A 25,097-nucleotide genomic window follows, 5' to 3' on the forward strand; every position below is an offset into this window, starting at 1 on the left:
TTGTCGTGGTGGCGGTTGTCGTGGTGGCGAAGCCGCTGGTGAAGTGGCCGCAGACCGGCACCGCCGAGGCGGCCATGCCGCAGCTGCTCCGTTCAGCCGTAGACGATGCGGCGCAGCTGCCGCTCGGTGAGCGGACCGGCCGCGAAGGGACGGAACGCCAGCTCGGTGGTCAGCACCGCCCAAATCTGCGCGTTCTTCATCCCCCGCCCCTTCAGCTCGCGATGCCGGCGCCGGACGAACTCCTCGATGGTCTCACCGAAGAACGCGATGACGTCGGCGATCACGCGGGCGGCCGTGCCGTCCGGCAGGCCGGTCGAGCCGGCCACGTGCCGCACGAGCTCGGCGGGCAGCAGCTGTTCCATCCATCGGAGCCTCGCAGACCGCTGTTACGAAACCCAAAATCCTGTCCGATTTCGGGCAGAACTCACAGCTGCCGCAACACGAGTTGCACGATGGCCGCGACCCCGACCACCACGATCACGCCGCGCAACATCGTCGGCGAGAGCTTCCGGCCGACCCGCGCGCCCAGCCAGCCGCCGAGGATCGATCCGGCGGCGAGCAGCCCGACCACGGGCCAGCTGATCGGCGCGACGAAGGCGTAGATGGTGCCCGCCACGACGTTGACCACCGCCGCGAGCACGTTCTTGATGCCGTTGAGCCGCTGGATCGGCTCGGTCATGAGGATGCCCATGATCGCCATCAGCATCACGCCCTGCGCGGCCGTGAAGTAGCCGCCGTAGATGCCGACCAGAAAGATCATGGTGATGAGCAGGACGGCGCCCTTGCGGCCGGACTGCCCTCCGTCGCCGGCGCGCTCTTGCTTCTCCGCCCGCCTGCTCAGCACCCAGCTCGACACCCTGGGCTGCACGATCACCAGCACCAGGGCCAGCGCGACCAGGACCGGCACCACCGTCTCGAAGGCGTCCGGCGGCAGGGACAGCAGCAGGATCGTCCCGCCCACCGCTCCGAGCGCCGAGGCGGGGATGAACGTCAGCAGCCTGCGCAGCTGGCCCCGCATCTCCCTGCGGTAGCCGATCGCGCCGCTGATGCTGCCGGGGGCGAGGCCGATGGCGTTCGAGGTGGTCGCCGTGACGGGCGAGTACCCAAATGCCACGAGGACCGGGAACGTCACCAACGTTCCGGACCCGACCACCGTGTTGATCATCCCCGCCCAGACGCCGGCCAGCGCGATGAGAACGGCATGCCACCAGACCACGGACGGACCATAAGTGGCCGTGATCAGGGCCGCTCGCCCTGGGCGCGTATACAGTGTTCAGTATCACCATGCGCTGGTAGACCTCCACGTTTCGCTCGGCAGCGCCCGGGTAACCACGGGCCGAGCGACGCGAGGGAGGTACGAGTGGACACGACGACGTTGCGTGAACTGGCGACCACCAAGGGGCCATTCGCGTCGGCGTACTTCGACGACTCCCACGACACCGCGGACGCCGCGAAGCTTCTCGAGTTGCGCTGGCGGGAGGTACGCGAGCAGCTCGCCGATCAGGGGGCGCCCAGCGAGACGCTCGACGCGATGGAGTCCGCCGTCCGCGACAGCTCCCCGCCGGTCGGCCGGAGCGGCCGCGCGCTCGTGGCCGCCGCCGACCGCGTGCTCGTGGACCAGGAGCTCGACGCTCCCCCCGCACAGACCGTCGCCCGGCTCTCCGACCTGCCCTACCTGCTGCCGCTGGCCGAGCTCGGCGAGCTGCCACCGGCACACGTGGTGGTGGTCGTCGACCACGTCGGTGCCGACGTCACCGCCGTCGACCAGCACGGCCGGATCGTGGAGCAGGAGACCGTCGAGGGCTCGGACCACCCGGTGCACAAGGTGCGGGGTGGCGGCGCGGCCCACCGCGACCTGCAGTCGCGCACCGAGGAGACCATGCGCGCCAACATCGACCGGGTCGCCGAGCACGTCTCCACCACCGCTCGGCGCCTCGGCGCCGGCCTCGTCGTCCTGGCCGGTGAGTCACAGGCCCGCAAACAGCTGCACGATGCCCTGCCCGAACAGGTGCGGCGCACCACCACCGAGCTGCAGACCGGGGCGCGGCACCAAGGCGGTTCCAACGACGAGCTGCGCAGGCAGATCGACGAGCTGCTGGCCGACGCCAAGAAGGCGCGCCGCGCCGAGGTGCGCGAACGCTTCCGCGCGGCACTCGGGCAGCAGACCGGGCTCGCCGTCCAAGGCCTGGAAGCCACCACGACGGCATTGCGGGAAGCCAATGTCGAGACACTGATCGTCGGCGACCTGGGGGATGCCGAAGTCCTCACCGGGCCGGAACCGACGCTCGTCGGATCCCAGGAAGAAGAACTGAAGGCGCAGGGCACCGATGCACTCGCCCGGCGCCGTGCCGACGAGGCATTGGCCGTCGCGGCGATCGCGTCGGCCGCCGAGATCGTGTACGCCGATGCGTCCCTCGGGCTCACGGAAGGAGTGGGGGCGATCCTGCGTCATGATTGATCCGGGACGAGCCGCGGCCGGGGCGCCGCAGCGGACAAGATGAATGGCCGGTAAGACGCTGAGGTGAAAGTGACAAAGACAGAGCCTTCGTCGCAAGACGTGGGTGCCCAGGACGATATCGAGGTACGCCTCGGCGCGAACCTGGTCCACCTGCCCATCATTCGCTCGATCGCGGCCAACATCGCGATCCGCGCGGACTTCGATCTGGACGCGATCGCGGATCTGCGCCTGGCCGTGGACGAGGCATGCTCCACCCTCATCACCCGTGCGGTGCCCGGCAGCACCATGGTGTGCCGGTTCACCATCGACGGCGACGAGCTGCGGTTCCGCGGCGGCGTGCCCTCCGTTGACGACTCCGCGCCCAGCACGGCGTCGTTCGGCTGGAAGGTACTGACGACACTCGCCGACTCCGCCTCCTCGTGGGTGGAGCCGAGCTCGCAGAACGGGCAGCGCAACTGGGTACACGTCGAACTCGCGAAGCGAAAGCCGACTCTTACGTGACCGGAACGACGACACGCGGATCGCGCGGCTCCTCGGACGACTACGAGCACCTCACTCCGCTTTTCGAGGAACTCGTGACGCTCGATGACGATGATCCACGACGCGTCGCGTTGCGGGACGAGCTCGTGACGGGGCACCTGCCGCTGGCCGAGCACATCGCGCAGCGGTTCTCCGGGCGAGGAGTGGCCAAGGAAGACCTGGTGCAGGTCGCCAGGGTCGGGTTGATCAACGCGGTGGACCGGTTCGATCCGCGCCGCGGCTCGGACTTCCTCTCCTTCGCCGTGCCGACGGTGATGGGCGAGGTGCGCAGGCACTTCCGCGACACCGGCTGGGTCATCCGGGTGCCGCGCAGGCTCAAGGAACTGCACCTGTCGATCAACAACGCGAGTACACAGTTGTCGCAGAAGCTCGGCAGGGCGCCGACTCCGAGTGAGATCGCGCAGCACCTCGGCCTCACCCAGGAGGAGGTCTTCGAGGGCCTCGACGCGGGCAACGCCTACCACTCCATGTCGCTGGACGAGGTGCTCTCGGGCGACACGGAGAACCTCGCGCTCGGCGACACCCTCGGTGAGGACGACGCGGCGCTCGAGGGCGTGGAGAACCACGAGACGCTGCAGCCGCTGGTGAAGGAACTGCCGGAACGCGAGCGCAAGATCCTGGCCTTGCGGTTCGTGCACAACATGACCCAGACACAGATCGCCGAGCAGGTGGGCATCTCGCAGATGCACGTGTCGCGGCTGCTCGCGCGGACGCTCGCCAAGCTCCGCGAGGGGCTCGTCGAGGAGGAGTCCCGCGGCGCCGACGCCTGAGCCACGGCACCACCCGCCCGGGTGAGCGGCCAGCGTGAAGGGCGTTTCACCAGCTCACGCCGTGGGTAACCGCTGCCGTGGCGACGAGCGGCGTGCAGCGTTCCGGTGAGCCGGGCAGCGTCCGGCACACCGGCGGCCCGGCGCGCTTCACCGTCGAGCGACACGGCGGGTCGACGCCTCATTTGGAGCTGCGACTGGACCTCGGCGGCCGGCCGGTGTCCTGGCTCGTGGCCGACGGACCCCGCTTCGAACCCGGCGACAAGCGGCTTGCCCTGCGCGGCGACGATCAGCCGCTGCGCGACGCCGCCCACGTCTGGGACGCGGGGATGCTCGAGAACCGCGGTGCCGAACCGCTCGAGGACGGTCTCGCCCGCGGCAGGCTCACCCTGTGGTTCGGCGGCGCCCGGTTCGCCGGCGCGTTCAGCCTCGTGCGCACCCCCACGGGTGGCCAGGAACAGTGGCTGCTCAAGAAGGAGCCGGACGACGGGGTGCCCGGGTGACGTGGCGGGAACCGATGCTGGCCACGCTCACCGACCGGTACTTCTCGGACCCGGCGTGGGTGTTCGAGCGCAAGCTCGACGGCGTGCGCACCATCGCCGTGCGCACCGACGGCGGTGAACCCCAGCTGTGGTCGCGCAACCACCGACTGATGAACGCCGCCTACCCCGAGATCGTGGAGGCGCTCGCCGAGCAGGGCGGCGAGAGTTTCGTCGCGGACGGCGAGATCGTCGCGTTCGACGGCAGGCAGACCAGCTTCGCCAAGCTGCAGCCGCGCATCCATCTCACCGATCCGGTGCGTGCGCGGGCCACCGGCATCCAGGTCTTCTACTACCTGTTCGACCTGCTCTCCTTCGGTGGCACGGACGCGACGTCACTGCCGTTGCGTGGACGGCGCAAGCTGCTGGAGCGGGCGTTCGACTTCCGCGGCGCGCTGCGATTGTCGCGCTACCGCAACGCCGAGGGCGAGCGGTTTCTGCGCGAGGCGTGCGAGAAGGGCTGGGAGGGCCTGATCGCCAAGCGCGCCGACGCTCCCTACACCAGCGGCCGGTCGCGGCACTGGCTGAAGTTCAAGTGCGTCAAGGATCAGGAGTTCGTGGTGGGCGGCTACACGGATCCGTCCGGGTCGCGGGCCGGGTTCGGCGCCCTGCTGGTGGGTTACTACGACGACGGCGCGCTGCGGTACGCGGGCAAGGTCGGCGCCGGCTACACCGATGCCGCGCTGCGCACGCTCAAGGGCAGGCTCGACGACCTGGCGGTCTCCTCGTCGCCGTTCGCCGACCGCGTGCGTGAGCCGGGCAGCCACTGGGTCGAGCCGGAGCTCGTGGTGCAGGTCCGGTTCTCCGAGTGGACCGGCGACGGGCGGTTGCGTCATCCTCGGTTCACGGGCCTGCGCACCGACAAGCCCGCGGCGGAGGTGGTCAGGGAAACGCCATGAGCGACGTGTCGAGCGCCGGGAAACTCTTCTACCCCGCCGACGGCATCACCAAGGGCGACGTGGTGGCGCACTACCGCACCGTCGCCGACGTGATGGTGCCTCACCTGCGGGGCAGGCCGCTGACGCTGCGCAGGTATCCGGACGGCATCGACGCCGAGGGCTGGTTCCAGAAGGAGGCCTCGGCACACTTCCCGGAGTGGCTGCGGACCGAGCGGGTGCCCCAGCGGACCAAGCCCGGCGAGTTCGTCCGCCACGCCGTGTGCGACGACGCCACCACGCTGGAGTACCTGGCGAGCCAGGCGACCATCGAGTTCCACATCTGGCTGTCCAGAGTGGACAGTCTGGACAATCCCGACCTGCTCGTGCTCGACCTCGACCCCGCCGACACCACGGGACTTCCGGAGCTGCGGGACGTCGCCAGGCGGGCCCGGTCGTTGTTCGCCGGGATCGGACTGATGCCGTACCTGCAGACCACCGGTGGCCGCGGATTCCACATCGTGACGCCGCTGCTCGGCGACGCCGGGTTCGACGAAGTCCGCGAGCTGGCCCAGCGCGCGGCTCAGCGGCTCGCCGCCGAGGACCGAGATCGGCTCACCACGGCACAGCGCAAGGACAAACGTGGCCAGCGCATCTTCCTGGACACCAACCGCAACGCCTACGGGCAGACGTTCGTCGCGCCGTACTCGCTGCGGGCGCGGCCGGGCGCGCCGGTGGCCACGCCGATCGACTGGTCAGAGCTGGGCAAAACCGAGCCGGAGGGCTACCACCCCCGGCGGATCCGGCAGCGGCTGGCGCGCAAGAACGATCCCTGGCACGACATCCACGCGGACGCGGCGTCGGCCGCACGCGCACTCGAGAAGCTGAGCTGACGAAAGCAGGAGGCGGGCAGTGGCACGAGCCATCTGGAGCGGGGCGCTGAACTTCGGCCTGGTGACGGTGCCGGTCGAGCTGTACAGCGCGACCGAGGACCACACCATCCACTTCAGGCAGTTCCAGCGCGGCACGTCCGACCGCATCCGGTACCGGCGGGTCAACGAACGCACCGGCGAGGAGGTGCCCTACGACGAGATCGTCAAGGGCTACGACCTCGGTGGGGACGAGTACGTCATCGTCGAACCGGAGGAACTCGAGCAGATCGCGCCGGGCCGCTCACGCACCATCGACATCGACGCGTTCGTCGATCTCGACGAGATCGACCCGATCTACTTCCAGAAGACGTACTGGCTCGCGCCCGCGAAGGAGGAGTTCGGCCGCGCCTACAGCCTGCTGATCGAGGCCATGGACAAGACGAACCGCGCGGGCCTGGCCCGGTTCGTGATGCGCGGCAAGGAGTACATCGCCGCCGTCCGCGCGGGTGACGGCGTGCTCGTGCTCAACACGCTGCTCTTCCCCGAGGACATCCGGGTGCCGCAGAAGGAGATCAGCAAGCTCCCGGCTCCCGGCAACGTCAAGGAGAAGGAAGTCGACATGGCGGTGAGCCTGATCGAGTCGATGGCCGAGGAGTGGGATCCCGACGACTACCACGACGAGTACACCGAGCGCGTCAAGCAGCTGATCGAGGACAAACGCGCTGGCCGCACGGTGACTCCCGAGGAGGCACCGCCCGAGGCGACGAAGGTCGTGGACCTGTTCCAGGCGCTGCAGCAGAGTGTCGAGCGCAGCGCCAAGGGCCGCAAGAAGGACAAGGGCACGGGCAAGGCGGGCGCCGAGGCGAAGTCGTCGGGCGGCAGGTCCGGCAAGCGCAAGGAGGCCGAGCCGGACCTGTCCGAGCTGAGCAAGTCGGAGCTGGACAAGATGGCCCGCGAGCTGGACATCAAGGGCCGCTCGAAGATGTCGCGGGCCGACCTGGAGCAGGCCATCCGGGGCGCCTCGCCGCGAACCACCCGCAAGCGCGCCTCCTGAGCCGCCCGGGAGGCAATACGATCTCCTCGTGCGCAGGACCCGGTTGCCGACGCGGTTCCGTGCCGTGCTGCGCACCAGCCTCGGTCTGGCCGGGCTCGGGTTCCTGTCGAGCTTCGCCGGCGCCGGTGTGGTGTTCCTGCTGTTGCTGCTCGAAGGCGTCCCCGCGGAGGCCGGGAACAACAGCTGGATCATCGCCGTCTGCGCGGCGGGTTACGTGGTGCTCTCCGTCCTGATCGGCACGGCGTGGGCGGGTTACCTGCAACGACGCACCGCCGTCTGGTTCGTCCTCGGCCGCGCGCCCACGCGCGAGGAGGCCCGCCGCGCGCTGCGGCTGCCGGCCGACCTCGCCACGGTCAGCGGCACCCTGTGGTCCGGCGGCGTCGTGGTGATCGGCACGCTGACCGCGGTGTTCGGCACCTGGCTCGACGCCTTCGGGGTCGCGCTGGCCATCCTGCTCGGCGGGCTGGCGACGGTCAGCCTGAACTACCTCGCCGCCGAGTGGGTCGCCCGGCCGGTCATGACGATGGCCCTGGCCGCGGCCCCACCCGGCGACTCGCTCTCGACGACGGTGCTCTCGCGCCTGGTCGTGACATGGATGCTGGCCAGCGGCGCCCCGATGGCCGGGGTGCTCATCCTGGTGTTGCCGCCCGACATCGGCGACCGCGACCCGCGCTACAGCCTGATGGCGCTCTCGATCCTCGGGCTCGGGCTCGGTGCCCTGGCCACCGCACTACTGGCCCGCGCGGTGGCGGCGCCGCTGCACCGGCTGCGCCTGGCGCTCGAGCAGATCGCGCGCGGCCGGCGGGACGTCACCGTCGGCGTCGACGACGCCAGCGAGATCGGCTTGCTGCAGGCGTCGGTCAACGACCTGACCGCCGGGCTGCGCGAGCAGGAGCGGCTGCGTGACCTGTTCGGCAGACACGTCGGCGACGACGTGGTGCGGCACGCGCTGGAGCACGGCGCCTCGATGTCCGGGGACGTGCGTGACGTGACGGCGCTGTTCGTGGACGTCGTCGACTCGACGGCGCTGGCCGCGGAACTGCCCGCGGACGAGGTGGTGCGCAAGCTGAACAGCCTGTTCGCGTGCGTGGTGGACGCGGTGAGCACGCAGGGCGGGCTCGTGAACAAGTTCCAGGGGGACGCGGCACTGTGTGTCTTCGGCGCGCCGACGCGGCACGCCGACCCGGCCACCGCCGCTCTGAAGGCCGCCCGCGCCATCCGCGACGCGGTGGCCTCCTCCGGCGAGCTGGACCTCGGCATCGGGGTGGCCAGCGGGCCCGCGTTCGCCGGCCAGCTGGGCACGGCGACCCGGTTCGAGTACACGGTGATCGGCGACGCCGTGAACGAGGCGGCACGGCTCACCGAGCACGCCAAGCAGGCGCCGGGCCGGATTCTGGCCAGTTCCGCCGCGCTGTCGGCGGCCACGCCGTCGGAACGCGCGTTGTGGTGCCCGCACGGTGAGCTGCGGCTGCGGGGCCGTCCGGCACCGACCGAGGCGTGGACGACGCCGCCCGTCTCGGAGTGAGGCGGCCGGCCCGGCGTGCGTGATCGTCAGCCCGGCGTGACGGCAGGCCAGCGCAGGGCGGTGGCGCCCCACGTCAGCCCGGCGCCGAACGCGCTGACCAGCACGCGATCCCCGGCCTGCAGGCTGCCGTCGTTGACACCGTCGACCATCGCCAACGGAATCGACGCGGCACTCGTGTTGCCGGTGCGCTCGATGTTCACGACCAGGCTGTCGGCGGGCAGCCCGAGCTGTTTCGCGGTGCCCTGCAGGATGCGGATGTTGGCCTGGTGCCCGACGAACCGGTCGACATCGCTGACGGTCCAGCCGAGCTCGGCCATCACGGCCCGCGACGACTCGGCCATGCGGGCGGTCGCGTGCCGGAATACCGCCGGGCCCTGCATGTGGAAGTAGTGGTCGGCGGCGTTGTCCGAGGTCTTCTGCTTCGACCCGCCGGCCGGAATGACCAGCAGATCGGCCAGGTCGCCGTCGCTGTGCAGGTCGAACGGGCCGAGCGCGCCGAGCTCGTCGGGCTCGCCGCGGCGCAGCACCACGGCGCCGGCACCGTCGCCGAAGATCGGGACGGTGCTGCGGTCCCCGGGGTCGAGGAGCGTGGTGAACGCGTCGGCGCCGACCAGCAGCACCCGCTCGGCCGCCCCGGCGGCGATGAGCCCGGCCGCCGTGGCGAGCGCGTAGACGAACCCGCTGCACACGGCGTTGACGTCGAACGCCGCGACCCCGCCCAGGCCGAGCCTGCTGGCCACCTGGGGCGCGCTGGCCGGGCACAGCTGGTCGGGCGTGGCGGTGGCGAGGACGACGGCGTCGACGTGCTCGGTGTGGGCCGAGTGCAGGGCCCGCCGCCCGGCCTCGACCGCCATGTCCACAGTGGACATACCGGGCTCCACGACGTGCCGCTCGCGGATTCCGGTGCGCGTACGGATCCACTCGTCGGAGGTGTCCAGCCGCGTGGCCAGCTCGTCGTTGTTCACGACGCGCGGGGGCAGCCAGCCGCCGAGGCCGGTCAGCACCGCTACGCCGGGTCTGCTGTGCGGGGACACTTGCATCCTCCAGAAACCGAGTGCACACAAAACGGAGGAACGCCGCGGACGCCCTCCCACCTTGTGTATGGGCTACTTTTCGGTAGAGGCTGTGCTTGTGAACTATGTCTCATCCAGGGTATGCCGAAGTGCGAAAGAGGACGAGACCTGACCGCTGTCCGGGCTAGAAACAACCGCATGACCGTCCTCGGCCGGCGCGCGCTCAACCGCGCCCTCCTCGCTCGCCAGCACCTGCTCGAGCGTGCGGACATGCCCGCGCTCGCGATGGTGGACCACCTCGTCGGCATGCAGGCGCAGGCACCGTTCCCGCCGTACTACGGCCTGTGGACCCGGCTGCGCGGGTTCGAGCCCGGCGAGCTGTCGGCGCTGCTGCTGGACCGGAAGGTCGTGCGCATCGCCGTCATGCGCGGCACCGTGCACCTCGTGACCGCCGCCGACGCCCCCGAGCTGCGCGCGGCCGTGCAGCCGGTGCTCGACCGCGACCTGCGCCGGGTGGGCGCGCTGGACCTCGACACGGTAGCGGCGGAGACCCGGAAAATCCTTGCCGAACGGCCGTACCCCACCACCGAGCTCGCCCGCGAACTCGCCCGCCGCCTGCCCGGCCACGACCGGTCGGACCTCATGCTCGCCGCGCGTGCCCTGGTGCCGCTCGTTCAAGTGCCGCCACGGGCCGTGTGGGGTCGCGCCGGGCAGCCGACGTGCGCGACCTTGCAGGACTGGCTCGGCGTGGACGTGCCCGAGCGCCCCGGCCTGAAGCAGCTGGTCTTGCGCTACCTCGCCGCGTTCGGGCCCGCGACCGTCCGCGATGTCCAGGCGTGGTGCGGGCTCACCCGGCTCGCCGAGATCGTCGACCGGTTGCGGCCGCGGCTGCGCGTCTTCCGCACCGACGACGGCAAGGAGCTGTTCGACCTCCCCGACGCACCACGCCCCGATCCGGACACGCCCGCGCCGGTGCGGTTCCTGCCCGAGTTCGACAACCTGCTGCTCTCCCACGCCGACCGTACGCGGGTCATCAGCGACGAGTACCGCAAGCGCATCTCCACCCGCAACGGCATAGCACCGGCGACGATCCTCGTCGACGGCGTCATGTGCGGCCGGTGGAAGATCATTCGCGACAAGGAGAAGTCCACTCTGGACATCGAGCCGTTCGAACGGCTGTCCGGTCCAGACCGTGCCGCACTGTCCGAAGAGGGCAGCCGGCTGCTCCGGTTCGCCGAGCTGCCGGACGGCGAGGTCCGCTTCTCACCCGCCGGCTGACGGGTTCACCGGCGTGATCTCCGCCTGCTTGCCCGGCGGCAGACCGACCAGGGAGATCGCCCCGACCGCACCGGCGTACAGCATCTCGGTGGGGCAGGTGAGCACGTTGCCGAGCGTGGTCAGTGTGCCGTCTCCACCGGCCGGCGCACCGGGCGGCGGCGCGGGCGTCGGCTCGCTCACCGCGGTGGTGTCCGGCACGTGGACGGCGATGCTGAGTGGCAGGTCGCGCGACGACCCGCCGACCGCGAGGGTGTGGTCGCCGGCCGCGCGGACCCACCGGTGCGATCCGGTGTCCCAGTGCGCGAGCGAGCGTTCGTCGAGCTCGAACCGCACCTGCCGCGTCTCGCCGGGCCGCAGCGTGACGCGCTGGAACCCCTCGAGCCGCTTCGGTGGTTCGCCACCGGTGTTGGGCCTGCCGACGTAGAGCTGCGCAACCTCGGTACCGGCACGTCGGCCGGTGTTGGTGACGTTCACCGTGACGGTGTCGCCGTCGGTACGCAGGTCGGAGTAGGCGAACGTGGTGTAGGACAAGCCGTGTCCGAACGGGAACAGTGGCTCGATGCCCTCCCGGTCGTACCAGCGGTAACCCACCGCGAGACCCTCGTCGTAGCGGCCACCGGGAAACCGCGCCGGGTCACTGGTGGGCAGGTCCGCGAGCTCGGCGGGGAACGTCACGGGCAGGCGACCCGACGGCTCGGCATCTCCGAAGAGGACGGACGCCAGCGCGGCGCCGTACTCCTGTCCCGGGTACCACGACGCGACGACGCCCGCGACGTCGTCGAGCCACGGCATGGCCACCGGTCCACCGGTGTTGAGCACGACGACCGTGTTCGGGTTGGCGGCGGCCACCTTCTCGATGAGCCCGTTGTCCTGTGCGGACAGAGCAATGTCCTTGTTGTCCTTGGATTCCGTCGACCACTTGCCGACGACGACCACGGCCAGATCGGACTCGGCGGCGACCTCGTCCGCGTGCCGTCCGGCGTCGAACCGCACCTCGACGCCGTCCTGGTCGGCCCGGCGGGCGATTCCGTCGAACGGCGTGACGATGGACCGCGCGATCACGTGCGGGCTTCCGCCGCCCGAGCCGATCACGCCGGACCCGGCTGCCTCACCGAGCACGGCGATCGAGCGCCGGTTCTGGATCGGCAGCACCGCGTCGTCGTTCTTGAGCAGTACCATGCCGCGTTCGGCCACCCGCCGCGCGACGCCCGCGTTCTCCGGCGTCGTCACGATGTCGTCGGGCGATCCGGTGGCAGGACGGTCGAACAGGCCGTGCCGGAACATCGGGCGCAGGATGCGCGACACCATGTCGTCGAGCCGGGCCGTGGGCACCGCGCCGGTCGCGACACCGAAACGCAGCCGCGGACCGAACAGGCAGCCACCGGGCATCTGCAGATCCATGCCTGCGTTGGCGGCGGCGTAGCTCGCCTGGGTGGCGAACCAGTCCGACGTCACGAAACCGTCGAAACCGAACTGTCCCTTGAGGACCTGGTTGAGCAGATAGCTGTTGTTGCAGGCATGGACGCCGTTCAGCCGGTTGTATCCGCACATCACAGACGCCACGCCCGCGTCCACAGTGTCCTGAACGGGTGCGAGATAGATCTCCTGCAGGGTTCGTTCGTCGACGACGGCGTTGTCGGCCGGCGTGTTGCGCAGGGTCTCCTGGTTGTAGGCGGCAAGGTGCTTGGCCTGGGCGAGCGCGCCCGCGTCCTGGATGCCGCCGACCTGGGCGGCGGCCAGCTCGCCGACCAGGTGCGGATCCTCGCCGAGGGTCTCGAAGGCCCGCCCGGCGCGGGGGTCGCGGAGCAGGTCGACCGTGGGTCCGAGCACGACGTTGGCGCCCTTGCCCAGCACCTCCCGCGCGATCACGCCGCCGTACTCGGCCGCGAGCTCCCGGTCCCACGACGCGGCGAGCGCGAGCGGCGCGGGCAGCTGGGTGACGCCGGTGTGGCTGTTGCCGACGCCGGCCGGACCGTCGGAGAGCCCCAGTTGCGGAATGCACAGCCGCGGGATGGCCGGCACCAGGCCCGCGTAGGTCGGGCCCACGAACTCGAACGGACCGGCCGCACCATGTACGAGGCCGAGCTTCTCGTCGAGCGTCATCCGGGACAGGACCTGCCCGACCTTCTCCTCGACGGGCGCGTCCGACCCGACCCACGGACAGCCGGGTTCGGGTGCCGCCTGCGCGACCGGGGTGGCCGCGAGCAGCGCCGTGGTCATCAAGGGGGTGAGCAGCAGGCTCAGGCCACGCCGCATGGAGCCGCCTTCCGTCGACCAGCCGGAACGTGAGACAGCTTCACATATAGCGGAGGGAACTACCAATCCGAACGCAGGAGATCGCCCATCCGGCCGTCCCCGAATCCACGCGCGTCGTCATCGCCCCGGTCCCGATCACCGCCGTACCGTCCGTCGCTGTCCCGGTCACCGTCGTAGCGGAGGTCGCCGTAGGACTGCCCATCGTGGAAGGAGCCGGCCCACCGGCCGAGATCACGCGCGAACGGTTCGGCCATCGCCAGCACGTGCTCGCGGGCGCGGTCGGCGGACGTGTCCGCTCGGGCCACGGGCAGCCGCACATCGGGCAGCGGATCGGGCCGCTGCTCCTGGGCGACGACGATGTCCGCGGACTGCGGCTCCGGCTCGGGCGCCGGTTCGGGTTCGGTGTCGACCGGCGTGGCAGCCTGCGGGGCTGGAACGGGGCGCGGCTCGGGGACGTCCTCGGCGATCACCGGGGGCGGGGCGGGCGGTTCGGCGACCGCGACCGGGCCCCGGGTGGGCACGCCGCTGGCGATGACGGTGGAGCCGCCGCCGTCGCTCTTGACACCCTCGAAGACGCCACTCAGCGCCACGATTCCCATGAGCACGAACGCGGCGAGACTCGCGACTCCGGAGCGGTTGAGGCCGCGACCACCCGGCTCGGCGTCCTCGATGCCCTGAGTGGGCACGGAGGCACTGATGATCCCGGTGCGGTCGAGCAGCGCGGCGTCGTGCGGTGTCCGGCGCAGGACCGTGGGCGCCATCAGTCCCTCCATCAGCACATGTCCCAGGAATGCGGCCCACAAGGCCCGCCCGCTGTCTACTCGCCCCGCGCGTCCGTTGTCACGAGGCCACCCCGGGTCCATCGGCAACAAGACTCGATGGAGTGAAGTGCTGTAACGGAAATGGCGCCGAATCGCGATCCGGGAGCGCATAGGCTCGAGGTGACCACTCGGCCGGGGTAGAGCGGGCGGGTCGGCTACCGGTGCGCTCTACTGCACGTTGCCCCGATCAAGATTCCCCCGATCGGCGCATCACACCACAGGCCAGGTGGCCGTCTCTCCTCATGTAAGGCCGCCGGGACGGAGGCGGCACCGGGCAGACGGGAGTGTGCCGTGCGCTACGACGTCGTACACCAGAGCCAGTTCGTGTACCTCAACGGCTGCAGCACGCCCGTGCTGTCCCGGCTGTCCTACCGGGCGAACGACCCGTTCACCGTGTCGCTCGCCTTCCGGATCGACGGCGACGAGTGGGTCGAGTGGGACTTCGCCCGCGAGCTGCTGCTGACCGGGCTGACGGAGCCGTCGGGGATCGGGGATGTCCGCGTGCGGCCGGACCTGGCCACGGACGACGACTACCTGGTGCTCGAGCTGGAGTCACCGGACGGCTACGCCGTGGTGGAGATCGACGTGGGCGACGTCGAACGCTTCGCCGACGCCGCGACCGCGATGGTGCCGCCGGGAACGGAGAGCGACCACCTCGACCTGGACGCGCTCATCGCCGACCTCACCACGGCCCGCCCCTGACGCTCCGGGAGGGCGGCACGCGGCGGCCGTGGTGACCTGGCCGGCAGACACGGCGACGTGGACAGCAGACATGGCGACGCAGGCGGCAGACACGGCGACGTGGACAGCAGACACGGCGACGCAGGCGGCAGACACGGCTACCTGGCCGGCACACACGGCTCACCGGGTCAGCCGCAGGCGCCCTTCGACCGCAGCACACGCTCGAGCGACTCGGTCACCCGCTGCTCGGGCAGCTCGCCGGACTGAACGGCCCGTTCGAGCCGGTCGAGGACCGGTCCGACCGTGCCGCCGGACGACCACAGCGCCTGGTCGGCCCCCGCCTGGAGCGCGCGCAGGACGGCCTCGGGAAGCGGGTAGCGGTCGGAGATGGCGCGCATGGCGCCGAGGTCGTCGGTGACGACGGGACCGTCGAAGGCGTAGTCGGTGCGCAGCAGCTCGTACGCCGCGGGCGACAGCGAGGCGGGCTGCCCCTCGGTCAGCCCGGGCACGTTCAGATGGCCGACCATCACGCCGGTGGTGGGGCCGTACTCGTCGATGCGCTCGTAGGGCTTCAGGTCGTGCTCGCGCAGTTCGGCCAGCGGCGGCGTGCGAACCAGGCCCTCGTGCGAGTCGCCGCTGGCGTTGCCGTGGCCCGGGAAATGCTTCACCACGGGCTGGATCCCGGCGGCGGTGAGGCCGTCGGCGAACGCCTTCGCGTACTCGCGCGCGACGGCGGGGTCGGTGCTGAACGAACGGTCGCCGATCGCTTCGTCGGCGGGTTCGTCGGTGAGATCGACGCTGGGGGCGTAGTCGACGGTGACCCCGAGCTCGCGCATGGCCCGGCCACGCTCCTCGGCGAGCGCGCGCACCTCCTGCGGTGACATCGTCTGCGCCATCTCACGGGCGCTGGGGATGTCGCCTTCGAGCTGGTCGAGGCGCTGGACGCGACCGCCCTCGTCGTCGATGGCGACGGACACCGGCACGTTCGCGGCATCGTGGACGCGGTCGAGCGCGTTGCCGGTGAACAGGTCGGTCTCGTTGCCGCCGATGAAGATGCCGCCGACCTGCTCGGTGCGTACCAGCTCGGTGGCCGCCGCCGGATCGCTCGGCTCGACCCCGACGACGACGAGCTGCGCGACGCGCTCGCGGGCGGACATGTCCGCCACCACCGGGCCGCAGTCCGGCCCCGGGGCCGCCTGCGGGCGGGAGGGAGCGGCCGATTCGCTCGACGGAGCGGAGGCCGACGTGGGCGGCGGCTTCGAGGCCGCGGACCCCGGGCTCGGCGGGTTCTGGGTCTCGGTGCCGGAGGTGCCGCATCCGACGAGCAAGGATCCGAACAGGGTCGCCATCAACAAACGCTTCATCGCTGCCCCACGGTACGTCGTGCGGCCGCGCTGCGCTGCTTCTCTCCCCGGCGCGGGGGTCGCGGCGCGCCCGGATGCGCGTCCCACGGCGGCGCCGGTGCGGTCGTTGCGTGGTGGCGTGGTGACGCGCGCGGGCCGCCTGCACCGGTGCTGACGGCCCGCCTCGCCTGCGAAAGCGGGCACCGGCGAACGATCACCTCCCGGGCGAATGTGCCTGGTCAGCAGCAGTGCTGCCGACTGACGTCGGGTGCGGGCAGCGGACAACGCGACCTTCCGTGTCCCATCGCGCGCGACGGCGTGGGGCACCAACCGGCCGCCATCACGCCGGTGGTGTGCTCGACATCCCGGCCGACGGATGCCGTGTCGGTCACGTTTGCCGACGCATTCGCCTACTCCGGCGGCCGTCGAGGCTGACTCCGGGTGGTCCGTTCGCACCGAGCCGGCATCCCGGGCCGGCCGCCCGCAGCCGCGATGCCATGGCCGTGGCGCGCACGCGTGCGCGCGACCAGGTGCGGTCCGGCGGCACGGCGTCGCCAGTTCGCACCACGGCGTTGGTGATCGCGAGTGGACCGTTGCGACCGCCCGGCCGGGCCGGTGTGGCGATGCCGTGCGCCCGCGCACCGGCTCGTTACTCCACCGGTCTGCCGTATCTTCGCCGCGCCTGCTCCGTACCGTCCATCCGCTCGATCACGAGCGTGCTCGGCGCATGCCGCCGCGCGTGCCCGGCCGCGATCCGGACGGCGTCGCGTTTGCGGCAGTGCCGGGACAGCACGCTGCCGTCCCGGACGACGAGCCAGGTCAGGGAATCGGGCGAGAAGCGGAACTGCACGAGAAACCGGTCCATGGGCGTCCTCTCGACGGGCGTTGCGTTACTGCAACGATATCGCAATACTGAAATTCCATGCTGGCAGTTCCCGTCCACCGCTGTGATAGTGATCGGAGGAAACACGGAGGAGCAGCAGATGTCAGGCCGCCTCGACGCACGTCGGCTCTACGACGCACTCGACGCCCAGCGCCGAGCGCGCGACCTGTCGTGGCGGCAACTCGCCGACGAAGCGGGAGTCAGCCCGTCGTTGCTCAGCCGCATGGGCAACGGGCAGCGTCCCGACCTCGACGGCTTCATCGCGCTCGTCCAGTGGCTCGGCGCGCCGGCGGAGGATTTCATGCTCCGGCCCGACGAGAAGTCACCCGGGCGTGAGGAGCCCGCGCTGGAAACCCAGCTCGCGATGCTGTTGCGGGCCAGGGACGACCTGCCGGACGCGGACAAGGAATACCTGCTCGAGATCGTCAGCGCCACGATGCGACGTATCAAAATGGACCGTCAGGGGAGATGAGACGTGCCTCTACGCCGTGGATTCAAGGCGTACGCCCAGCGGCTCGCACTCGACGTGCGCGAGGAGATGGGCATCGGGGTCTTCGCTCCCCTCGACCCGTACGCGCTCGCCGAGCTGTACGGCATCGCGGTGTACGACCTCAGCGACCTGCCGCTGCCCGCGGAGGTGCTACGGCACGTCACGGGCCCGGCGGCGGATGCGTTCTCCGGTGCGCTGATCGCGGTCGGCACCGGGCGCGTCATCGTCGAGAACCACGCCCACGACATCACACGCAGACGGTCGACCATCGCCCACGAGATGGCACACGTACTGCTCGAGCACGAGTTCGGCCTGCTGCTGACCGGGGCGAGCCTGTGCGGCTCCACCTCGGCGACGGTCGAGCAGGAGGCCGCCGAACTCTCCGGTGAGCTGCTCGTGCCACGCGACGCCGCGCGGATGGCGGCCTTCCGCGGTTGGACCGACGCGACCGTCGCCCGCTACTTCCGGGTCAGCAGGCGGATGGCTCGCTGGCGGCTCAACGCCACCGGCGCTCGTCGCATCGTGGGCCGCTACCACGCCAAAATCCCGCGGCCACTATCCCTTGGCGTGACGGTCTGATGTGGACGGTTTCCGGCACGACGGTGTGCCGCGACACGAGCCGCCACGACACGCGTGGCCGCCACCCTGCGTGCGCGACGCGAGCAGCCACGACCGGCACCGGCACTTGCGTCGAACACGCCGCCGCCTTACGGCATCCGGCGCTGATATTCCTCCACGGCCAGCGTCCCCGCCGACCGGATGTGGTCTTCACAAGCCCGGCGCGCGGCGTCCGGGTCGCGCTGGTCCGCGGCGGCGTCGGCGATCCGGCGAAGCTGCCGCAGGGACAGCCGGACCCGCTCGTCGTCCTTGAAGGCGTAGTGACGGAACTGGCCGATCCGGACGTGGACGCCGGCCAGGTCGGCCTGCAACACCTGATTGCCGGCACCCTCCAGCAGGATCTCGTAGAAGCGGTCCTTGAGCCGACCCCGCTCGGCCAGGTCGGCGTCGAGCATACGGCTCTCCATCAACGCGACGTGGTCCAGCAACGCGGCGGCCTGCTCGTCCGACGCTCGGGCGGCGAAGAGCTCACCCGCGAGACCCTCCAGCGAGCCCCGCACCTCGTAGATGGACCGGATCTCGTGCGCGGTGAGCACGGCGACGATGGGCCCGCGGTGCGGCCGCATCGTGATGAGGCGTTCGGCTTCGAGCTGGCGAAGCGCCTCCCGGATCACGGTGCGGGACACGCCGTAGCGCGCACACAACGCGCTCTCGGTCAGCCGATCCCCGGGACGCAGCCGCTGTTCGAAGATGTCCATCCTGAGCAGCCGCACGACTTCCAGGCGAACCGGTGCCGCAGTGCGCTCCACCTTGACCACCGCTCCGTCGTCGACCGGCGCCGCGTACTGCGTGGCGCCTGCCGGCCAGCTGCTCATCCGGTCGCTCCCCCGTTGTGGTGTACGCCTCTTGATTGTATGACGGTAGTACCGTCACCATGGCGATGGCGCGTGCGGTGATGCTCGTCACGGCCGACCGGGTGTCGTTCGACCGCCGCTCGGACCAAAGGAGGTCTGATTGCTAGACAGTGCTCGGATCGAGGAAGCCAAGGCCGCGTGCCTGCTGGCCGCCGAAGCGGAGCCGACCCCGTCCGCCGAACTCGTGAACTCGTGGCGACGCAGTCACGCCGCACTGGGCGCCCCGACCAACGTGCGTGACGTACCGCGCGTGGCCGAGGACGTCCTCGACGCCCAGCTGCTGGAGATGTTCCGCGCGCCGCTGCAACGGTTCGCCGAAACGCTGCACGGCACCGGGCTCGCATTGCTGCTGTCGGACCCGAGCGGCCGGATCCTGGAGCGGTGGTCGAGCGACAGCACTGCCGAGCGGCATCTGGAGAGCGTCGGCACGCTGCGAGGCGCGGTGCTGTCCGAGGAGGCGGTCGGGACCAACGGGGTCGGGACCGCCCTGGCGACCGGCCACCTCGTCCAGGTGCGTGGTCCGGAACATTTCGCGGACTTCTACCGCAGCGCCATGTGCACCGGGGCTCCGGTACGGCATCCGCTCACCGGACGGACGCTCGGCGCCGTCACGCTCTCGTGCGAGGTCGCACCGCGGGCCGAGCTGCTGCCTCCGCTGCTGCACACGGTCACCACGCAACTGCAGCAGCACGTGCTCGAGGTCGAGCGCCCCGCGTCGAGGCGCGCGCTGGAGACGTTCGTGAGCATGGCCAGTTCCCGCACCGAGCCCGTGGTCGTGCTCGGCCCCCGCGGGCTGGTGATGCAGAACGCCCAGGCGAGCAGGCTCAGCCACGAGCACATCGCGGAGATCCAGGCGGTCTGCCGCGACATCCGCCCCACCGGCGGCAGCGCCAGGCGGGTGCGGACCGACAACCTCACCCTCGAGGTGAGCTCGTCGGAGCCCGGCAACCACCTCGTGGTCATCCGGTCGGCGCCGCTTCCCGTGCGCACCAGCACGGGCACGGCCCGGGCGACGCCGGCGTTGGTGGGACGCAGCCCCGACTGGCTGGCCGCACTGCAGGAGGTCGCCCGGGCGCGGCTGGAACGCTCACCGCTGACACTCGCCGGCGAGCCAGGCGTCGGGAAGCTGTCCGTGGCCCTGGGTGTTCCCTACGTCCCGGGGCGGGTCCCCGCCGGATACACCGTGCTCGACTCCGCCGAGAGCCACGTCATGGGTTCCCGCGAGTGGCTGCAGAAGGTCGCGGGCGCGATGCGGTCGGGCGACACGGTGTGTGTGCGGGCGGCCGAGACGCTCGACCGTGCCACCCTGGCCGGGCTGCGGTCGGTGCTCGACACCGGCGCCACGTCCGTCGTCACGTTGTCGACGGCCGATGAGCGGGAGGCGGAGGACTTCGCGGTGAGGCTGGGCGGCAACCGCGTCGTCTGGCTGCCGCCGCTGCGCGACCGGGTGGCCGACATCCCGGAGCTGTGGAATGCCTTCGCCCGCACCGCGGCGCCCACGGCACGGCTCGTGCTGAGCGAGGACGCGCTGCGGGTCCTGCGCGGACACCGCTGGCCGGGCAACCTCGTCGAGCTGCGATCCCTGGTCGAGCGCCTGGCCGCCTCCGGCGCGTCCGGCCCGGTCGAGCCCGGCGACCTGCCCGCCTCGCTGCGGACGGAGGATCCCGCGCTGCCACTGATCGAGCAGGTCGAGTTGCGCGCGATCCGGCAGGCCTTGCAGGAGGCGGGCGGCAACCGGGCGAAGGCGGCGGAGATCCTCGGCATCTCGCGAGCGACGATCTATCGCAAGATGAAGAGTTACCGCCTGACGGCCTGACCGGGCCCGCCGGTCGTCATTGCGCGAGGTAGCCGCCGTCGATGACGAGCTCGGACCCCGTCATGAAGCTCGACTCGTCGCTGGCCAGGTACACGGCCCCGTAGGCGATCTCCTCGGGCAGGCCGGGCCGTCCCATCGGGGTCTGGCTCACGACGTAAGCGTTGACGTCCTCGTCCTGCGCGTCGGTGAGCGGGGTGGCGATGAAGCCGGGATGCAGCGAGTTGACCCGGATGCCGTCGCGCGCGTGGGTGATCGCCACGTTCTTCGACATGGTGCGCACCGCACCCTTCGTCGCGTGGTAGGCATGTGCGCCCGCCACCGCGGCCGACCCCCAGATCGACGACACGTTGACGATGGACCCGCCGCCCTGCGCCAGCATGTGCGGGATCACGGCACGCATGCCGAGCCATGTTCCGGTCTGGTTCACCGCGACCACGCGGTTCCAGTCGTCGATGCCGAGCTCGTGGGCGGGTTCGTAGGTGATGATCCCGGCGTTGTTCACGAGCGCGTCGACCCGGCCGTGCCGCGTGACCACGTCGTCGACGACCCGGGCCCAGTCGTCCACACTCGACACATCGAGCTGCTGGTACTCGATGCCGGAGCCGATCTCGGCGTAGTCGCCTGCCTTGCCGCGACTCGTGGCGATCACCGTGGCGCCCTCTCGGGCGAACACCTCGGCGATCGACCGGCCGATGCCTCGGCTGGCTCCGGTGACGACGGCGACTTTGCCTGCCAAGCGGGGCATTGACTCCTCCTGATGAACGACCGATGCGGTGGGCGAACGGACTCGCCCTTGCGGCGCGCTCGTGCGCTCGAGACGAGTGTGGGGGCGGCGCGCCACTGCCGAGTGCGTCACTTTGAGAGCGCGGTGTCGCAATCTGCGACGCCTGTCGCATCCGGCTCCCGTTCCGGATCAGGGTGGGCACGTGCCCGACAGGACGGCACCCGCGCGCCGACTTCCGCCGCGGTGACCGTGACCGGATGGTCAGGGAGATGACGTGCCATGACTGAACCCGAACCGCAGGACCTCCTCGGCCGGATCTACGCGCAGTGGGCGGTGGAGATGGCCAGGTATCCGGACATGTCCACCGAGCTGCTGCGCATCGTCTTCGACGACTGGCAGCGGGCGACCGCCGAGCCGGAGGACGTCACCTACCGGCACACCGAGTTCGGTGGCGTGCCCGGCATCCAGGTGCGCCCCCTGGGTGCCGACAGCTCGCGGATCCTGCTGCTGATGCACGGCGGCGGGTTCGCGCTCGGATCGTCCGCGAGCCACCGGAAACTGGCCGGGCACCTGGCGAAGGCGTGTGGTGTGGAGGCGTTCGTGGCCGACTTCCGCCTCGCCCCCGAGCACCCCTACCCCGCGGCGATCGAGGACGGCCTCAGCGTCGTCGACGCGCTCGTCGCCCGCGGCCACGCGATGCGCGACATCACGCTGGCCGGCGACAGCGCGGGCGGGAACCTGGTGATCGCGATGACGCTGCGGCTCATGGCGGCGGGCCGGGAGCTGCCGCGCCAGGTGCTGACCATGTCGCCTTGGCTGAACATGGAGAACAACGGCGCCACCCTCGACACCAACGACGCCACCGACTTCCTCATCGCCAAGGAAGGCCTGCAGGCGAACATCGACCGCTACCTGGGCGGAACCGGTGTCGAGCCGACCAATCCGTTCGTCAACCCGCTCTACGCCGACCTCACCGGATTCCCGCGGCTCTACATCACCGCCGGTGACGTCGAGTCGCTGTACGACGACAGCGTCCGGCTGCACGCGCTGGCCGAGAAGTGCGGCGTCGACGTCACCTTCACCGTCGGCGAAGGCCAGCAGCACGTCTTCCCGTTCCTGGCGGGCCGGCATGAACGCGCCGACCAGGAGATCGCGGCGATGGCCGCCTGGTACGCGGCCGGTTACGAAGCCTGACTCGCAGCAGCAACTCCCACTCCCCATTTCGACCTCGAGGAAGCGACATGACCGAGCAACACGTGAGCGACACCGACGTCGACGCCGTCGTCATCGGCGCGGGCTTCTCCGGCCTGGCGATGCTGTACCACCTGCGGGAGATCGGGCTCGACACCCGCATCGTGGAGGCCACCGACGGCGTCGGCGGCACGTGGTGGGTGAACCGCTACCCCGGCGTCCGCACGGACAGCGAATTCCACTACTACTCCTTCTCCTTCTCCAAGGAGGTGCGCGAGGAGTGGACGTGGACCGAGCGCTACCCGTCGGGCAAGGAGGTGCTGGCGTACCTCAACTTCGTGGCCGACCGGCTCGACCTGCGCAAGGACATCCTGCTGAACTCCCGCGTGCGCTCGGCCGTCTGGGACGAACCGACCAACCGCTGGTCGGTGCACCTCGAGGACGGGCGCACGCTGACCGCCACGTACGTGGTCAGCGGCATGGGCGTGCTGTCGCAGCCGATCTACCCGGACATCCCCGGCATCGACAGCTTCGCCGGCGAGCGGTACCACACCGCGGAGTGGCCGCGGGAGGGCGTCGACCTGTCCGGCAAGCGGGTCGGGCTCATCGGCCTCGGCGCGTCCGGCATCCAGGTGGTGCCGGTGGTCGCCGAGCAGGCCGGTGAGTTCTACGTGTTCCAGCGCACGCCGAACTACGTGGTCGAGACCAACAACGACAAGGTCACCGCCGAGTGGATGCAGTACGTGCGCGACCACTACGACGAGATCTACGAGAAGGCCGCCAACCACCCGTTCGGTGTGGCGATGGAGCCCGCCGAGCACAGCGCGCTGGAGGTCGACGCCCAGAAGCGCAAGGAGATCTTCGAGAGCAAGTGGAACGAGGGCGGGTTCCACTTCGCCAACGAATGCTTCACCGACCTGGCCAGCAACCTCGAGGCCGCCGAACTGGCCTCGGAGTTCATCCGTTCCAAGATCCGGGAGATCGTGAAGGATCCCGAGACCGCGGAACTGTTGTGCCCGAAGGACTACGCGTTCAACGGCAAGCGGGTGCCGACGGGGCACAACTACTACGACACCTTCAACCGCGACAACGTGCACCTCGTCGACGTGAAATCGACGCCGATCTCCGAGGTGACCCCGCGCGGCCTGCGGGTGGGCGACACTGACTACGAGCTCGACGTGCTCATCTTCGCCACTGGATTCGACGCGATGACCGGCACTCTGACGGCGATCGACATCGTCGGCCGCGACGGCCTGGTCCTGCGCGAGAAGTGGGAACGCGAAGGGCTCCGGAGCAACCTCGGCATTTCCGTGCACGGGTTCCCGAACTTCTTCATGTCGCTGGGCCCGCAGACGCCGTACTCGAACCTGATCGTGCCGATCCAGCTGGGCGCGCAGTGGTTGCAGCGGCTGCTGGTGTGGGCCAGGCGCAACGGCGTCGAGCAGATCGAGGCAACCCGTGAGTCCGAGGACTGGTGGGCCGAGGAGACCAACCGCGCGGGCGAGGCGACGGTCATGGCGTCCGAAGGCGAGAAGGCCGGTGCCTGGTTCCTCGGCCACAACGTACCCGGCAAGGCGAGGGCGTTTCAGGTGTACATGGGCGGCGGCCAGATCTACCAGGACTTCTGCCGCCAGGCCGAGCAGGAGGAGTACCGCTCGTTCCGGGCCGACCTCCAGCGACAGGCAGCCGTCAAGTGACCCGATCCGAAGGGAGTCCAGCGGAGATGACAGGCCGGCTGGCAGGCAAGACCGCCATTCTCACCGGTGCCGCGTCCGGCATGGGACGCGTGACGGCGGAGCTGTTCGCCCGTGAGGGCGCGTCGGTGGCCCTCACCGACGTCAACGACGACGGCGGCAAGGCGGCGGTCGAGGAGATCACCGCCGCCGGTGGTGAGGCCGGGTACTGGCACCTCGACGTCAGTGACGAGTCGGCGATCGAATCGGTGTTCGCCGACATCGTGTCGCGCTTCGGCAAGCTCGACATTCTCGTCAACTGTGCCGGGGTGATGGGGCCGGACAAGCCGACCCACGAGGTGTCCGAAGAGGACTTCGACGCGCTGTTCGCCGTCGACGTCAAGGGCGTGTTCTTCTGCACCAAGCACGCGGTGCCGCACATGATCGCGACCGGGAAGGGCAGCATCGTCAACTTCTCGTCGATCTACGGGCTGATCGGCAACGACGAGTTCACCACGTATCACGTGGCGAAGGGCGCCGTGACGATGCAGACCAAGCAGGACGCCGCGACGTACGGCAAGCACAACATCCGGGTCAACTCGGTGCACCCGAGCACGGTGCTCACGCCGCTCGTGGAAGGCATCGCGGCCGACTATCCCGGTGGGCTTCCCGCCTACGAGGAGATGATGACCGGCAACCAGTCGCTGCGCCGCCTGGGCAGGCCGATCGACGTCGCCTACGGCGTGCTGTACCTCGCCTCCGACGAGGCCGACTGGGTCACCGGCGTGAGCCTTCCGATCGACGGCGGCTACACCGCCCGCTGAAT

The 25,097-nt window shown here is 70.5% G+C and carries 25 protein-coding genes; 16 read left to right on the forward strand and 9 right to left on the reverse strand.

All coding sequences use genetic code 11. The annotated features are described in order from the left end of the window. Positions 1–92: 92 nt before the first annotated feature. A complete protein-coding gene (locus ACFSZT_RS02440; RefSeq protein WP_377394803.1) occupies positions 93–362 on the reverse strand; it encodes a hypothetical protein in 270 nt (89 codons plus the stop codon). Between the two features lie 62 nt (positions 363–424). After that, complete coding sequence (locus ACFSZT_RS02445; RefSeq protein WP_377394806.1) at positions 425–1,216, reverse strand: sulfite exporter TauE/SafE family protein; 792 nt, start codon at positions 1,214–1,216, stop codon at positions 425–427. Between the two features lie 144 nt (positions 1,217–1,360). Between ACFSZT_RS02445 and ACFSZT_RS02450 the strand changes: the two genes are divergently transcribed. From ACFSZT_RS02450 to ACFSZT_RS02485, 8 genes are all read left to right on the forward strand, one after another. After that, positions 1,361–2,458 (forward strand): Rv2629 family ribosome hibernation factor, encoded by a 1,098-nt coding sequence (locus ACFSZT_RS02450; protein ID WP_377394809.1) that lies wholly within the window; start codon positions 1,361–1,363, stop codon positions 2,456–2,458. 69 nt (positions 2,459–2,527) lie between these two features. Continuing rightward, positions 2,528–2,959 (forward strand): ATP-binding protein, encoded by a 432-nt coding sequence (locus ACFSZT_RS02455; protein WP_377394812.1) that lies wholly within the window; start codon positions 2,528–2,530, stop codon positions 2,957–2,959. Next, positions 2,956–3,768 (forward strand): SigB/SigF/SigG family RNA polymerase sigma factor, encoded by an 813-nt coding sequence (locus ACFSZT_RS02460; RefSeq protein ID WP_377394815.1) that lies wholly within the window; start codon positions 2,956–2,958, stop codon positions 3,766–3,768. The genes ACFSZT_RS02455 and ACFSZT_RS02460 overlap by 4 nt, the downstream gene beginning before the upstream one ends. A 77-nt stretch (positions 3,769–3,845) precedes the next feature. Then, positions 3,846–4,268 (forward strand): DNA polymerase ligase N-terminal domain-containing protein, encoded by a 423-nt coding sequence (locus ACFSZT_RS02465; RefSeq protein ID WP_377394818.1) that lies wholly within the window; start codon positions 3,846–3,848, stop codon positions 4,266–4,268. Positions 4,269–4,282: 14 nt separating this feature from the next. Beyond that, positions 4,283–5,203: a non-homologous end-joining DNA ligase gene (ligD, locus tag ACFSZT_RS02470; RefSeq protein ID WP_377396260.1), complete on the forward strand. Its 921-nt coding sequence runs from the start codon at positions 4,283–4,285 to the stop codon at positions 5,201–5,203. Next, positions 5,200–6,072 (forward strand): non-homologous end-joining DNA ligase, encoded by an 873-nt coding sequence (gene ligD / locus ACFSZT_RS02475; protein WP_377394821.1) that lies wholly within the window; start codon positions 5,200–5,202, stop codon positions 6,070–6,072. The genes ligD (ACFSZT_RS02470) and ligD (ACFSZT_RS02475) overlap by 4 nt, the downstream gene beginning before the upstream one ends. 19 nt (positions 6,073–6,091) lie before the next feature. Then, entirely contained in the window at positions 6,092–7,105 is a 1,014-nt protein-coding gene (gene ku, locus ACFSZT_RS02480) for a non-homologous end joining protein Ku (protein WP_377394824.1), read from the forward strand. A 28-nt stretch (positions 7,106–7,133) separates the two neighbouring features. Next, positions 7,134–8,630 (forward strand): adenylate/guanylate cyclase domain-containing protein, encoded by a 1,497-nt coding sequence (locus ACFSZT_RS02485; protein WP_377394827.1) that lies wholly within the window; start codon positions 7,134–7,136, stop codon positions 8,628–8,630. A 26-nt stretch (positions 8,631–8,656) separates the two neighbouring features. Here the strand turns inward: ACFSZT_RS02485 and ACFSZT_RS02490 are convergent, their stop codons facing one another. Further along, complete coding sequence (locus tag ACFSZT_RS02490; protein WP_377394830.1) at positions 8,657–9,670, reverse strand: beta-ketoacyl-ACP synthase III; 1,014 nt, start codon at positions 9,668–9,670, stop codon at positions 8,657–8,659. Between the two features lie 171 nt (positions 9,671–9,841). Between ACFSZT_RS02490 and ACFSZT_RS02495 the strand changes: the two genes are divergently transcribed. Next, on the forward strand, positions 9,842–10,921 hold the full coding sequence (locus ACFSZT_RS02495; protein ID WP_377394832.1) for a winged helix DNA-binding domain-containing protein: 1,080 nt from the start codon (positions 9,842–9,844) through the stop codon (positions 10,919–10,921). Here the strand turns inward: ACFSZT_RS02495 and ACFSZT_RS02500 are convergent. Continuing rightward, the gene (locus ACFSZT_RS02500) at positions 10,907–13,177 is read right to left on the reverse strand and encodes a beta-glucosidase family protein (RefSeq protein WP_377394835.1); all 2,271 of its coding nucleotides are present in this window, start codon (positions 13,175–13,177) and stop codon (positions 10,907–10,909) included. The two genes, ACFSZT_RS02495 and ACFSZT_RS02500, sit on opposite strands and share 15 nt — an antisense overlap. A gap of 59 nt (positions 13,178–13,236) precedes the next feature. Continuing rightward, positions 13,237–13,938: a hypothetical protein gene (locus ACFSZT_RS02505; RefSeq protein ID WP_377394838.1), complete on the reverse strand. Its 702-nt coding sequence runs from the start codon at positions 13,936–13,938 to the stop codon at positions 13,237–13,239. A gap of 351 nt (positions 13,939–14,289) precedes the next feature. Between ACFSZT_RS02505 and ACFSZT_RS02510 the strand changes: the two genes are divergently transcribed. Further along, positions 14,290–14,700, forward strand: a complete 411-nt coding sequence (locus ACFSZT_RS02510) for an SsgA family sporulation/cell division regulator (protein WP_377394841.1) — start codon at positions 14,290–14,292, stop codon at positions 14,698–14,700. 167 nt (positions 14,701–14,867) lie between these two features. Here the strand turns inward: ACFSZT_RS02510 and ACFSZT_RS02515 are convergent, their stop codons facing one another. After that, positions 14,868–16,043 (reverse strand): glycoside hydrolase family 3 N-terminal domain-containing protein, encoded by a 1,176-nt coding sequence (locus ACFSZT_RS02515; RefSeq protein ID WP_377394844.1) that lies wholly within the window; start codon positions 16,041–16,043, stop codon positions 14,868–14,870. A 628-nt stretch (positions 16,044–16,671) separates the two neighbouring features. After that, positions 16,672–16,887: a DUF2188 domain-containing protein gene (locus ACFSZT_RS02520; protein ID WP_377394847.1), complete on the reverse strand. Its 216-nt coding sequence runs from the start codon at positions 16,885–16,887 to the stop codon at positions 16,672–16,674. 118 nt (positions 16,888–17,005) lie between these two features. Between ACFSZT_RS02520 and ACFSZT_RS02525 the strand changes: the two genes are divergently transcribed. Together ACFSZT_RS02525 and ACFSZT_RS02530 are read left to right on the forward strand one after the other, a co-directional pair. Further along, positions 17,006–17,377: a helix-turn-helix domain-containing protein gene (locus ACFSZT_RS02525; protein ID WP_377394850.1), complete on the forward strand. Its 372-nt coding sequence runs from the start codon at positions 17,006–17,008 to the stop codon at positions 17,375–17,377. Between the two features lie 3 nt (positions 17,378–17,380). Further along, positions 17,381–17,974 carry an ImmA/IrrE family metallo-endopeptidase gene (locus ACFSZT_RS02530; RefSeq protein ID WP_377394853.1) on the forward strand — a complete coding sequence of 198 codons (594 nt, stop codon included), beginning with the start codon at positions 17,381–17,383 and terminating at the stop codon, positions 17,972–17,974. 128 nt (positions 17,975–18,102) lie between these two features. Here the strand turns inward: ACFSZT_RS02530 and ACFSZT_RS02535 are convergent, their stop codons facing one another. Continuing rightward, positions 18,103–18,828 (reverse strand): GntR family transcriptional regulator, encoded by a 726-nt coding sequence (locus ACFSZT_RS02535; RefSeq protein WP_377394856.1) that lies wholly within the window; start codon positions 18,826–18,828, stop codon positions 18,103–18,105. 139 nt (positions 18,829–18,967) lie between these two features. On the opposite strand from ACFSZT_RS02535, the gene ACFSZT_RS02540 reads away from it, so the two are divergent. Beyond that, on the forward strand, positions 18,968–20,683 hold the full coding sequence (locus tag ACFSZT_RS02540) for a sigma-54-dependent Fis family transcriptional regulator (RefSeq protein WP_377394859.1): 1,716 nt from the start codon (positions 18,968–18,970) through the stop codon (positions 20,681–20,683). Positions 20,684–20,699: 16 nt separating this feature from the next. Here ACFSZT_RS02540 and ACFSZT_RS02545 read toward each other — a convergent pair whose 3' ends face one another. Then, the gene (locus ACFSZT_RS02545) at positions 20,700–21,428 is read right to left on the reverse strand and encodes an SDR family NAD(P)-dependent oxidoreductase (RefSeq protein ID WP_377394862.1); all 729 of its coding nucleotides are present in this window, start codon (positions 21,426–21,428) and stop codon (positions 20,700–20,702) included. 258 nt (positions 21,429–21,686) lie between these two features. On the opposite strand from ACFSZT_RS02545, the gene ACFSZT_RS02550 reads away from it, so the two are divergent. From ACFSZT_RS02550 to ACFSZT_RS02560, 3 genes are read left to right on the forward strand one after another with little or no spacing between them, the layout of a single operon-like run. After that, positions 21,687–22,601 carry an alpha/beta hydrolase gene (locus ACFSZT_RS02550; protein WP_377394865.1) on the forward strand — a complete coding sequence of 305 codons (915 nt, stop codon included), beginning with the start codon at positions 21,687–21,689 and terminating at the stop codon, positions 22,599–22,601. 47 nt (positions 22,602–22,648) lie between these two features. After that, positions 22,649–24,295 carry a flavin-containing monooxygenase gene (locus tag ACFSZT_RS02555; protein WP_377394868.1) on the forward strand — a complete coding sequence of 549 codons (1,647 nt, stop codon included), beginning with the start codon at positions 22,649–22,651 and terminating at the stop codon, positions 24,293–24,295. A 26-nt stretch (positions 24,296–24,321) separates the two neighbouring features. Then, a complete protein-coding gene (locus ACFSZT_RS02560) occupies positions 24,322–25,095 on the forward strand; it encodes an SDR family NAD(P)-dependent oxidoreductase (RefSeq protein WP_377394871.1) in 774 nt (257 codons plus the stop codon). Positions 25,096–25,097 lie beyond the last annotated feature (2 nt).

Origin of the sequence: Prauserella oleivorans (assembly GCF_042685745.1) — a bacterium.
In the GTDB taxonomy this organism is placed as follows: Bacteria; Actinomycetota; Actinomycetes; order Mycobacteriales; family Pseudonocardiaceae; genus Prauserella_A; species Prauserella_A oleivorans.